The following is a 12,806-nucleotide window of genomic DNA, read 5'->3' on the forward strand; positions in this document are numbered from 1 at the left end:
GATGGCCGATTTAAAAGACGAACAGCATAAAAAAAGCCCTCATAATGAGGGCTTTTTACCTTGATATACAAGGTATTTTGTGTGGTGCCGGCACGAGGAGTCGAACCCCGGACCTACTGATTACAAGTCAGTTGCTCTACCAGCTGAGCTATACCGGCGACGTGGTGCATAATACTCAAAAGCCGTTTTAATTACAATCAATTACACGGATTATTTTCATATTTAAGCAAAGAAAATTGTTCATCCATTATTTCTGATATTTTTTCATTTTGCGACGCAGAGAGCGGCCCTAAATTGACACTGTAAATGTGGTGCGTCTTATAGCGCGGAGCGATTAACACCGTAATGTCTTTGGTTGAAAACCACGCCACTCGGTCAAGTGCGGCGGCATGCTGTGTATATAGACCCAGTGAAATACTGTTCTTATTTCTACCCGCCTCGATGACATACAGGTCGTTAACTCCCAAAGCAACCAACTCTCGCTGTATTTCTCTGGCTTTCCCTATTGTCTCTTGCGCGGGCACATAGACCCAGTAGCTCTCAGCCTCCTCAACCTGTTGATGGTCACTTGCAAATGGTAGCCCCAATACCGTTAGCTGCTCGACCAACTGATCAAATATTGGCGTTTCTACTAATCCCTTGATCTCATAACAGTCTGTTATCTCTTCGACCGGAGCCACCACGGGCAGACCAAGGCGCTCGGAAGCGAGTTCAAGTAGAGGCTTGTCCACGGCGTAATCCGTACTAACATCGTTCCCGGCAACCTCAACCACACCTTGTTGATAGAGGTAAAAAACCAGACCATTCAGCACAATTAATATGGCAATGAAAACCTTCATTCAACCCTCATTTGTAAACAGATAAGACTACACTTCGCTCATCTGGCGGCTAACACACAATAAACCATTCAGAACCAGGTTTGCATCATATTCAAAAGTCTTATCAAGCAGAGGAATCAGCGTAGGCGCATCGCCACCGGTAATAAAAAACCGCGTATCGCGACCCGTACCCACTACTATATCGCTACAGACTCGATCAAGCATGGAGACCGCCGTGTATAGCGTGCCACCCATCACAGCCCCCTCAGTATCTCTAGCAAGAAGGCTGACCTCAGCCGGCAACTCATCTTTCAGACGAATACCGCGAGTACCCTTAACCAGTGCATTACGCATCAAAGACAAACCGGGGGTGATCAGACCACCCAGGTGCTGACCATCACCGCCCACCACATCAATCGTAATAGCACTTCCGCAATCGATTACACAGGCCGGCACACCAAGACGCCCTTCATCCGTTGCAGCAATCATCGCCAACCATCGATCAACGCCCAGCCGCTCTGGATTAACATAGCCATTAAGCAGCTTCCCCTGTTGTTTGGCTGTCTTGACCACCAAAACCTCACTCTGCCAACGCGCTTCTGCCCAGCAACTAAACATTTTAACAACACGAGGCGAGGCGACAGATGAGACCGCGATAATCATCTGCTTTTCAACAGAGTACAACATCGCATCTAACTGTGACTCAAGCTCTTTAGAGACATACTCTGCCTCACCCATTGATGTAAACTCATCACCATTGATAACAGCCCATTTAATTCGACTATTACCAATATCTACTAACAACATAAATCACCACTATTTTCAGCAAGGCGCAAACTGACCTCACCACTATGAATTCGACGAATTTTACCCTGACTCAATAACAGTAATGCACCACTCTCATCAATCCCTTGCGCTATACCGCCTACTGTATCGCTGACACCGTGAATAACCACCTCTTTTCCCAACATCACATCAAGCTCATTCCAACGTTGAATCAGCTGACTCAAGCCACTCTGTGCATAATTCAAGAGCGCCTGATTGATTGACCTTAACAATAGTATGGAGAGTTCATTGCGAGAGATATCCGAACCACCCTTTAACTCAACCAAATCAGTCCATGGCTGTGTAATCGCACCGGATTCACTAAACCCCTTCATATCAACATTAATACCCACACCAATCACCACACAACCAGAGCCACAGGGATCACCCGACATTTCCAAAAGAATACCCGCCACTTTCCTGTCACCGCAAAGAAGGTCATTTGGCCACTTAAGCCCTATACCCAAAACACTCATTTTTTCAAGTGCATCAACGACAGCGATACCGATCGCCAGACTGAGTCCGCCAATCCCATGAGGAGTATCCTCATAACGCCAAAGCAGCGAACAGTAAATGTTTTTTGCAAAAGGCGAGACCCACTGTCGGCCTCGTCGACCCCGCCCGGCACTCTGAAATTCGGAAAAAACAACCGAGCCACTCGGCTCACCCTTATGTGCCAGCTGCCATAAGTAACGATTTGTTGAGTCAATCGAGGGGAGAACCTTCACCCGACTGATCAAATGAGACCCTTGCATGCCATTAAGAATTCTCTTCTGATCTAACAACTCAACCGAATCGGCAAGTCTATACCCTTTACCAGGTAGTGAATAGATATCAACACCATAAACACCCAACATTTGAATATGCTTCCAGATAGCCGTCCGGCTGAGCGCTAGCTCACGCGCAAGCTGACTGCCCGAATAAAACCGATCGACTGAGAGTTGTTTCAGTATGTAAAGAGCCGCATCATGCATTACAAGATTATCTAAGATATAAAACCGCCATTCTACCATTCATTATGGGGATTAAACTGCAATAACAGAGGAAAACCACGAATGATAATCGTGAGAGAGTGCAACACCCACAATATATAGAAAAATAAGCAGCGACAAAGTGATAAAAAACAACTTCAACCTAAAAGTCCGTGCCGCATGAAGAGTGTAACCGGCAGCAGCAATATAGAGCAGCATGGCAACCAGTTTGGCCGTTAACCAACCATCAACAAACGGATATTGACCAAGCAGAGGAAGCATAGCAATCGCAGAAAGTAATAGCAGAGTCTCAACCATGTGCGGTGGATATTTAAGCCACGCTAAAGAGAGCTTTTCAGGATCACGAAGCAAGAAATATGAACGAAGACAAAAACCGGACAGTGATAAAACAACACAACTAATGTGTATGTATTTAATTATTTCGTAAGCAGCCATGAGCTGATTATCTCTGATTAATCACACAAATAGAACCACCACACCTTGCACAAGGCAAAAAAAGACCCTATCCAGATTGGATAGGGTCTAAATACGCTTTAGCCGGACAGCTACACAATATAATTTAAAGCGATCACTGCCATTGTGGATTGATAACTCGCCGATAATCTTGGGGGACCGTAATATTGCCACTGGCACCGCTGTTAATCAGCGCCAGCGGAGCATAACGATCACCATGGGACAGCGCTTTCTGTGCAGCAGGCCCATCCACACCTTGTGGCCACTCCACATCACCGGTCGCGGTACGTGCCGCAATCCACCACCAGTCACCAGACTGATACCAGTAGGACGCTGGCTCTGTCTCTTCGCCTTTCATAAGCGGGGGCTTGGGGAACTTAACCTCGACACCATCCTCCAGCTCAATCCACTCATCCTGTACAATCGGAATCGTACCATGAGCACATTTAGCCGAGTGGTCCCAACGACGCAGCAAAGGTTTTTTTAGTGGATAAACCGACAACGCCCTTCCCATTGAAGGTGTACCGGAGAGCGTCACCTCCAAGGTGTCGGAATCAACCTCAACCACCTTGAGCAGGTTTTCCGCCTTGCGCTGCAGCTCATAAATATCATCTATCACCTCAATCCAATCGCCGACTTTTAGGCCGAAGTGTTGATCCCGCCCGAGATGCGCCAAGGTCACCGTATCACCGCTCAGCGCCCGAACCGGAAAAATCACCGAGCCATTTTCTCGGGACCATTTGAATGTAGCACCCCCACTCCCCTCACCACTGTGGTGAATCTCCACACGGTAGAGTTGGTTTTCAACACCTCGATAGCGATTTTCCGGCGCGGTAATACAGGGTTTACCTGCTTCAGAGGCTTTTTTTGCCTGTGCCTGTAGCAGCCCGTCGCCCTGTTTTATGATCTCTTTTCCCTTCAGCAGCGTTATAAAACTTTCGTAATCTTGCTTGAGGTCTTGCGCAGAACCACTCGTCGCCTCCGCCTCCTTTGCCGGCAATTCCAACAACCTCACCTGCCACACTGTTTTTAAACGGGTAGCTGTATCAGGCCCCGCTAAAGCAACCTCTCGAATATCATCATCTTCATCAGCGGTCATATGCCGCCACCAGAGATGCAGGTAAACCAAGTACGCCTTCCCATGCGCTATCTTTTCGCTGTCATCAGGAAAATAGTCCTCCTGTTGCGTAAAAAGGCAGTCATCACTATTTTGGCACAAGGCCCCCCGCACATAGTAGCGCCCCCGTTTGATGGTGAAATCGTGTGTCACGGTGGAACCACTGACATCATCTGTCTCTGGTTCAATTTTAAAGCTCTCGCCCGGCCCGCCATGCTCACCTATCAGATCTTCAGCCAAATTTTGCAGATTCAACCACTGTGTGATGGCCTGTTCATTCCAGTCGGCGTCTAGCTGCACCCTGCCCTGCTGCATCAACAGCAGGGAGTACTGTTTTCGTTGATCATAGGTAATACGTGAAAAATCGCCTTTCATAACGCTCTCCTAACTGGCGTGGATAATACCGGCATCTGCCCCGGCGGGTATGTACTCTTCAAGGCGGGCAGTTAAATTAGCCTGCCGTTGCGGCTGAAAAAGATCGTGAAACGAACCCATTTCCGACTCATCATCAGCACCCGATTTAATCTCTTGTGCACAACTATCCGATAGTTGGCAATAGCCCGGAACACCATAACGCACACTGTTAAATTGTGGACGAACCCGCAATCGCTCCGGTTGTTTTGCACTCTCTAACGCCACAGCGGTGGGCAGAGGCAAGTTGTCATCCGCTGCCTGTTTACGGATGGCACTTTCAACAAATTGATCAACCAGATCGGGCTGGCAACGGTACCGCCGGGGCGTACGTGACTCCGGAGTGACATAACTGAATCGCAGACACCCCTGCTGGCGTCTGGCAACAGTGATCCGGCCATTAAAGATGCAGTTTTCAGCCAACTCAATGGCGTGCGTCTGTATCTCTCCAAATACGGTGCTGCGTACCATCGTCAGGGTAGCGTGGGCAACCGGACAACCGGGCATGCCCAGCACCTCCAGCTCCGGGTCGGTGGCATCCAGAATGGTGTCACTGATGCAGATTCTAATTGGATCCAAACGAACCTCACCACCCAGGCTTTGACAGTGGGGTGGTTGCACATTTTCATTTGCACTCTCATCTTCACCCGCTGATTGACCGGGGCTCTCCACTGGCACTGCAACAGCCGGATCAACCTGAATAGCCCCTAAAATAGAGTGTTCGATCTTCACGCAAACATTGGCGGCAAAAATCTCCAGGCTGGGCTCAGTGGCGCGGTGTGGCTCACAACCGCCACCCAAACTCCATCCGGGAACCAGCGTTGAGTGACGCAGGGTCAATGCGGCCAGCTCACCGGCAATATGCAGGCCACGGCCCGTCACCAGTATGCCATCGAGGGTAAAGCGGCTCCCCGCGCTACCGGTGATGGTCATGGAGTCCGGCCGGTCGGTCTGCCAATCCAGCAGTCGAATCACCGGGCGCTTACGATTAGCGGCCCGCAGTTGCAAGCTCTGCTGCCCTTCATTGAATTCGACATTGATCGGTTCAACGTAGACACCACTGTCCATAATTTCGATAACTGCGTGTTTTTTATTGTCTTTTTGCCACTGCTGTAGCGCAGAATTAATGGTCTTGAGTTTCTCATTCTCACCCACCGGATAGTGTATAAATTGGGAAGGTTGTGACAGCGTTCGCGCATATTCGCCCCCTCCCAGGTCAGCACTAAAGCCGTAGTGGTAACTGACCCACACACCATTTTTTGGCCAGAGACGAGAGGGGAAGGCGACCCGCCCCAATACTGGATCAACTGCAACCGCTCCGCGACGCGGAAGGTAGGACCAGTCGCTCAGGTCAGCAGGAATAATCTGCTCAGGCAACACCGCCCTGCGTTCGATTTTCTTCCCTTTTTTTACCCCGACCCAAATTTGCAAGCTGCTGTTATCGCCATAGAGTTGCTCTTTTTTTTCTGAGAATAGACGCCGCCTGATAGGAACCGGCAGATTGAACTCATCGGCAATGTGGGTGGGGTCAGCCTCCGGATCAGGATTTATGTAGAGCGGACTATCATTGCCCAATACACTAAAGGTGTAACAGTGTGGCCCCTGCGCTTCAAAACAGTAGGCGGGTGTTTGTGTAACAGCATAAGCACGCAGCCGCCAGACAAACAGGCCAACACTCGGAATGTTGTAACGACCGTTGGTACGACGAGAGTTGATACAACGCAGATCGACACGATGCGCCACCTGATCGAACGGAGTGTCAATCAGATCCAATGCCGAACCTCGGCGCAGATCCACGGTTTTTCCACGCTCAAGGCGAAGGTGGTTAACCGCCTGGGTACAACCCAGCAACGCGTAATACTCCACTGCCCGGCTGGGCCATCCAGCTACATCATTGGCCAGCAACTCCAGCAACGCCAGTGTCCCTTTACGGCGGCGATAACGAAGGGTGTTGGCCACCTCCCGGCGTGGAATCAATATATTGTTGCGCTGTCGCCCCTGCGCGGTACCCACCATCGACGGCTCCCCCGCCTCATGCACCGGTTCATAGCCGATAAGGTCACCAATATACGGTACTACCCAATCTTCACAGCTCTCGATAAACCAGTTTTCGTAAAGCTGACTAATATCCTCTTCAACCAAGTTGACCTGTTCGGAAATAACCCGTAGCAACGCCTTCAGTGGCTCACCCTGTTCGGCATCGCGCATGCGATAAATAACCGGCAGAAGTTCATAGAGGCGATCCTGTTTCAACTCACTCATAATCTATCCTCACTTGATCTGGTTCAGAATCAGCGTTTCAGGTACATCCGCTGTCAGGAATGCAAGCTGAGCAGGGCGTATTGCCCCCTTTTCAATATCCGCCAAATTCACCCTTATTCTCGATCTAGGCCGACCCAACTCTTCAGTCATGCCAATTAACATCTGGATGTGATTGGCAATTTCATCAGGCGTCAATAGCCGACGTTCGCCCTGCTCAAATTCATCCACCTGCTTCTCTGGAATGCCACCAAAGCTATCCATATCCACATAAGCAACACCGGGCACCGCCTGTATCACACTCATCACTTCGCTTAACACGACATCTTGCCCAAGCTCACGCTGCTCAAAGCTAAAGGTATCCAGCAGGGTTGCGCGCACGTTGACCACCACAGACTCCCATTGATAGTCGGCTTGAACCTTCACATTAGCGCTGATCACGATAAACATCAGTTCGCGTACCGCCAGTTGTAGTGGTTGGTAGGGGTCGCCAAAGTCATGCAACGCACGTCGCAGGTTGATGAATAGGTCCGAGTTTTCATCAATGGGAATATCATCAGCGCCTGCAATAGTGACATGTACCAACTGCTGTCGACCATTGGTGATCTCGACAGCATCGGATTTACCGATGCCCGCATAGAGACGGGAGAAATCTTTGTAATCCCGCACTGATACCAGACGGTCCAGTGCCATCACCGCCAACGGTGCGCTTTTGCGTGCCTGGTCGCGGCTCTCTCGATCTGCCCCACCGGATGCGCGCAACGGATTGATTACTCCCGTGACACCCAACGGCTTGCTTGCCAACAGAGAGATTTGTTCGGCTTTAACATTGCCGCCTTTGCCCATGCCATTGCGGTACTCAGCTCTGATGTTCTCAATACCGGTGGGCAGACGAGCACCCTCCTTACCGTTGCCAAAGATAATCGATGTTTTGCTGTCATTATCAGTTTTGGTCATAAAGCGGCGTTCGTTCGGAGAGAGAGCAGCCAACGAGTCTGATTCGTGCCACTCGATATCATTAACAAACAGATTCAAGGTACTCTCGACACCGCTTGGATTGGGTGCCGACAAGTGGGTAAGCGGTGACTGTTTCAACTCGAATGATTGCAACGCCTTGCTGCCATCACCACTGCCCAGCACCTCCTTGCGCGTTTCACCGTGAGTCGCCTTAACAACATTGCAATGAATAACCACCGTGTCACGCTTAAAACAGTAGGCGAGCTTGTCAGCCAGTTTAATAAAGGTATGGTTGCTCTCTCCAAGGCGGGGAGGTCGCTGCTTTTGGTATTGGCTTAAACCTATAGACTCCCTTCTAACATCCTGAGTTACCGACGAGAGCATTGCCAGTTCGCTGAATCTGACGCCACTTGTCCCTTCTATCTCACGCTCGCCGGAAACAATCACCCAGCGGCCCGCTTCCAGTCCGTCATAAAACTCGTCCAGCTCCAGCAACTCATCACTCCCCCCACAAACCGGGCTTTCGATCGGCTCTTCGGCCAGTTCAAGCTCTTCGGGTTGAAGATAAACCGTCGTGCCACGGATCACATTAAAATCATCACCCTGTGGTGACGACGGGACATCGAGATGATCGTTGATCGTTATCCAGCGCTCACCCGTCAGCTCAATTTGAGTTGTCGGTGCTGTCACACCATATTTTGATCTAGAGAGAGCAGCATCAACTTCATTCACCTTAGCAATCATCGTCTTTTTATCGGTTAAGCGACTCGTAGCGGGCGTTTCGACAACAACCCAGCTATCGCGCAAAACACCATCATATCGGGCGTCTAGGTAGACTCTATTCTCCTCCTCATGAGGGGTGTTACGATCATTGGTTGCTAGCTCCTCAATCACGGGCCAATCACCGATTATTTCAATTTCACCCCCTTCTTTTATTTTGGTACGCTTGGGTGCATTATGTCCAAACAGCGACGCTTCCACCCGCAAAGCATATACTTTAATATTATTATCAAGCGATGCTTTTGAGTTTGCGGCTGCGGTTGCTAGGGTGTCACGCAGAGCGGGGGAAAAGCGCTTCACTACACGGTAGCCCGCCTCGCCTTTCACTTTAAATTGATCACCAAGCTGTCGCCTTAATCGCAGTGAATTGGCCGGCTGCAACGAAGGCGGAGTGGTGAGCTGTTTGATTAGTCGAGTCTGAAAGCTCTCCTTCTTCACAACATCCAAACCCACCTTGCTCGCCACTGCACTCTGGCCATCAACTACTGTAGTCTCCGTTTGCAGGGTAACCTGTGTCCGATCAAGCAATAGATCCGTAGCAACCTCTTTCACGCGATAAAAAACTGGCTTTCCCCCTCCAAGGCCTATCAGTAGCGGGTCGTTTGGTTTCAAATTTGTATTGATACCGTTGAGGTAAACGTGTTCACCTTGAGTCAGCACCTCCCAGCTCTGCGGCTGCGTCATCCTCGGTTTAAGATTGTTCCATTTCGCCCGCGCCCTAAGATCTTCACGGGTCTCAAACGACTGCGGCAACTCATCGGGCCCGGGGATGCTTTGTACTCTGCTTCCTGCCGGGATGGTAATCTCTTCCGTACTGCTTTCATCAACGGTATAGGCAAGAAAAACAGAGGAACTGACCCCGGGGCGCAATGAGTAACCCACCAACTGTGCCAGCTCCAGAACCGAGCGCCGTTCCGTGGCGGTGCGTAAATACCCCTCGTTGACAATGCGCTCTTGGTAGAAGGTCAGCACATCGGCCACCGTCGCCCAGCCATCCAGCAATGCGATGGATGGATCATCACTGTTGCGTGTTGTCAGCCCCGCCAACTGTGGATAATCACTGCTGGAGAGCCGGGCGATCATAGTTTCCAGGAAACTTGAATGGCTACCAATACGGTACTTGAGTTGGGGCAAGCCTGGCCGGTTGGCGGTTGACAAGGGTGTTAAGGGTTCAACACCGTCACAACAACCACAGGCGTTGCTATCAGCCGCCTCTGGAGAACAACAGTCACAGCACTCGGCTTTCATCTTCCACCTCGCATATCCAGTGTCAGTTTACCGTTTTCGGGAAAACCAGGATCATTGTCCAGCCGGGCGATCTCAAATGGGCCCAGCGGTAATACACCACTCTCTATTTCCCGGTTGGGCGGCTCATTCAAACGTTGCAGCTTTATCACCCGCACACTCTCCACCCCCGTTACCGCTTGGGCAGTGGCAACCAGCTGACTCAGATAGAGATCATCACCAAAGGTCAGATTATCAACATGAAAAAAACCACCTTGGCCGCCAGCCAGCATTCGATTACTGAAAAGGCCCAACAGCTCCATTTTGACATGACCCCGCAGATAGCCCGGCGATACACAAATACTCAGTTCAATATCGAGGGGAACACGGCGAGCGGGTTTAACCACCAGGTCGTGGCCGATACGACGGTAACGGTGCAGGCGTTTGCTGATGGCATCCAGCAGCGCCGCATCCGCCTCTTCTTCACCGTAAGGATCAACAGCCACCAGCACTTCATACCAGCTCCCTGTCCAGCGCAGTCGTGCTGCCGCACGCTGTACTTTACCCCTGAATTCACGCTGTACAATTGCCGCGTAGTCATCGGCGATAATAGCCCGTTGTAGTTTTTTGCGAAACGTATGCGGGGCGAATAATTTGACTTCACTGATCGGTTCAGGCGCAACACCGCCTTGTGCAGCAAAAGGGTTGCGCACCTGTATCGAGACACCACTCAACTGCGTGTTTCGCATGACAAGATGTGAAATGGCACCACTGCCAACATTTCCAGCTACTCCAGCGCCAATGCGGTAAACCGCTTGAAATGCAGTTCCAGCATCCGGTTGCCGCCCCAACCCACCCTTACCAAAGCGGAGTTGGGCATATCCATCGTTATCAATTTCTACAATAAAATGTCGGTCACCGGCATCACTACCCAGCAGGTCACCTTGGGGCGACCAAGCGACATCACCAGTCATCGCATAACTTGCAGTGAGTGTTATTTGTGGCAAGGCTCGCCGCACATCCTGCTTGAGCAAATGCAAGGCGGGCAGGTCATCCACCAGCGGCTCACTGAATGTCAGTGCGGCATATCCCAAGCGGGGTGAGTAGTGTTTTGGTATCGCTATCGAATCTGCCAAAACCCCAGCGCCTTGGCAACACTCAATGAGCTTTTCCGTCGGCACTTTACCAAGATCTTCATCCACGGTTTTACCGTGATCCACCAGAATTACATTGCCACAGGCGATGCTGATATTATGCAGAAGCTCACAAGCGGGCGGAGGCCCAAGTGCGGAAAGGCAGAGTGGAAAAGGTAAAGCATCTTCTTCTGCCCAGCTAATTTCGACCACTGGCTCTTCGTTAAGCGGGTCAACACCCGTCTCAACCGCTATCAACCGCACCGCATGACGGTGGTTGGGATCAACATCACCCGGATGGCCGGTTTTTGGCCCCATAACCTCTTCAAAAATCAGCACATCACCCACCTTCAGGTGAAGTTTTGGTACTGTGGATTCCGCCACTCCTAACGCTCTCTGCACAACATCACCCGTCCCCTTATCAACAGATTCACAGGATTCCTGCGGCGGCATCTGCTCTGTTACCAGCACCCCTCTCAGGGTGGCACGGGTGGTTCCTCGCGGCAGACAACACTCATCATCACCCCAGGTGTAGAAGCCGATTCGGCTGTGATCACGGTAAAACTGAACCTGCTCTCTGCTCTGCCGGGCCATCGGCTCAAAGATTTCATAGGCACTCGATGGTATCTGGTGCAACTCATCCTCAAGCAACACGCTTTTACTGTTTGGCAACACCTTATGGAGATTGGTCACGAAATAAATTTTGCTGCTGGGCAGCGAAAAATCACCATCACTCTCAATGCAGAGCCAAGTACGGGCATTACACCCTTCATGCATCGGGTAATCCACTAGGCGCGCATGGCGACGAACGGAAATTCGTTTACGAGCGGTGTCAAGGTAGGCCTCGGTGGCCACTGCATCTTGGTAGTAGCTGAGGTGATCACCAACGTAGGCCAGCACCTCCACCAGCGCCATGCCGATATCGGGCACATGGCGTTCATTCCATTGCGGCATCACCAGCGCCAGGCGATCCAGAATCAGTTGACGAAGGCTGGTGTAATCTTTGGCGAGGTAGTTGATGTCCGGCTCTTCTTTCGGATCCGGTGGGCAAATAGCGACTTGTTTGCAATCAAGATCACTGGGGCAGCCTGCCTTGAAGTTGAAGGTAATTTGGTCATAGCGTGGATCAAAATCGGAGTGGGGTTGCCACTCCCCTACCTCACTTTTTTCAACCACCCGCAAAGTATAGGCAGAGAAGTCACCCGGCTTATCAACCTCCACTTCCATGTAGTCGTCAAACTCAATCTGGCTAAAGGTGTGCAGCCGCACCATCTTGACACTGACATCCCGAATACGCCGCCCACCCTCAATGCGTATATTTCCGATCTCCAGTTCAAGCGGCGCTTTACCCAGAAAATAGACGGTCAGTGTGAGCTGATCGTGGCTGACCTCCAGGTAGTCGATTCCGTTCAACTGACGGTGCTGGCGCACCCGTTCACGCCGTTGCACATTGTGACAAATCAGAGCACTCATGACCCTACCCTCCGAACAAAAGTTGCCGTGTGCGCTTCTCCGCTGCGCCGCACCCGGTAGCTGATCTCGACACGCAGTTCCGCATCGTCGTTCACCACATCCAGCGCCTGCACTTCGATCACATCACCCAACCACTGCTGCAAACCGGCCTGCACAGTAAACTGCAACGTCGAGGCCAGCTCCGGGCTATTGGGAGCAAAGATCAGTTGCCGCAGGCCACTGCCGAAGTCAGGACGGTTGACCCGCTCACCTACATGGGTAAACAAAAACTGCTCGATCATGTCGCGAATATGGCCGTTATCATCCGTATTTGCGGTATGACCCCGGTTATCAAACTGAAAAGGAAAGTCGATATTCATCATGT

General features: G+C 51.0%; 9 protein-coding genes and 1 tRNA gene. All 10 read right to left on the reverse strand.

The features are described from left to right. Positions 1–82: 82 nt before the first annotated feature. A tRNA-Thr gene (locus L3J94_04640) sits at positions 83–158 on the reverse strand. A 39-nt stretch (positions 159–197) separates the two neighbouring features. Beyond that, positions 198–839 carry a hypothetical protein gene (locus tag L3J94_04645; protein MCF6218043.1) on the reverse strand — a complete coding sequence of 214 codons (642 nt, stop codon included), beginning with the start codon at positions 837–839 and terminating at the stop codon, positions 198–200. Positions 840–866: 27 nt separating this feature from the next. Beyond that, positions 867–1,625 carry a type III pantothenate kinase gene (locus tag L3J94_04650; GenBank protein ID MCF6218044.1) on the reverse strand — a complete coding sequence of 253 codons (759 nt, stop codon included), beginning with the start codon at positions 1,623–1,625 and terminating at the stop codon, positions 867–869. Beyond that, positions 1,616–2,617: a bifunctional biotin--[acetyl-CoA-carboxylase] ligase/biotin operon repressor BirA gene (gene birA / locus L3J94_04655; GenBank protein ID MCF6218045.1), complete on the reverse strand. Its 1,002-nt coding sequence runs from the start codon at positions 2,615–2,617 to the stop codon at positions 1,616–1,618. The genes L3J94_04650 and birA overlap by 10 nt, the downstream gene beginning before the upstream one ends. A 51-nt stretch (positions 2,618–2,668) precedes the next feature. Then, entirely contained in the window at positions 2,669–3,070 is a 402-nt protein-coding gene (locus tag L3J94_04660) for a SirB2 family protein (protein ID MCF6218046.1), read from the reverse strand. 133 nt (positions 3,071–3,203) lie between these two features. After that, complete coding sequence (locus tag L3J94_04665; GenBank protein ID MCF6218047.1) at positions 3,204–4,580, reverse strand: DUF6519 domain-containing protein; 1,377 nt, start codon at positions 4,578–4,580, stop codon at positions 3,204–3,206. Between the two features lie 9 nt (positions 4,581–4,589). Continuing rightward, complete coding sequence (locus L3J94_04670; GenBank protein MCF6218048.1) at positions 4,590–6,878, reverse strand: hypothetical protein; 2,289 nt, start codon at positions 6,876–6,878, stop codon at positions 4,590–4,592. 9 nt (positions 6,879–6,887) lie between these two features. Further along, entirely contained in the window at positions 6,888–9,860 is a 2,973-nt protein-coding gene (locus L3J94_04675; protein ID MCF6218049.1) for a putative baseplate assembly protein, read from the reverse strand. Further along, complete coding sequence (locus L3J94_04680; protein MCF6218050.1) at positions 9,857–12,442, reverse strand: putative baseplate assembly protein; 2,586 nt, start codon at positions 12,440–12,442, stop codon at positions 9,857–9,859. The genes L3J94_04675 and L3J94_04680 overlap by 4 nt, the downstream gene beginning before the upstream one ends. After that, positions 12,439–12,801, reverse strand: a complete 363-nt coding sequence (locus L3J94_04685) for a GPW/gp25 family protein (GenBank protein ID MCF6218051.1) — start codon at positions 12,799–12,801, stop codon at positions 12,439–12,441. The genes L3J94_04680 and L3J94_04685 overlap by 4 nt, the downstream gene beginning before the upstream one ends. Positions 12,802–12,806: the final 5 nt, after the last annotated feature.

This window comes from Gammaproteobacteria bacterium, assembly GCA_021647245.1.
In the GTDB taxonomy this organism is placed as follows: domain Bacteria; phylum Pseudomonadota; class Gammaproteobacteria; order RBG-16-57-12; family RBG-16-57-12; genus JAFLJP01.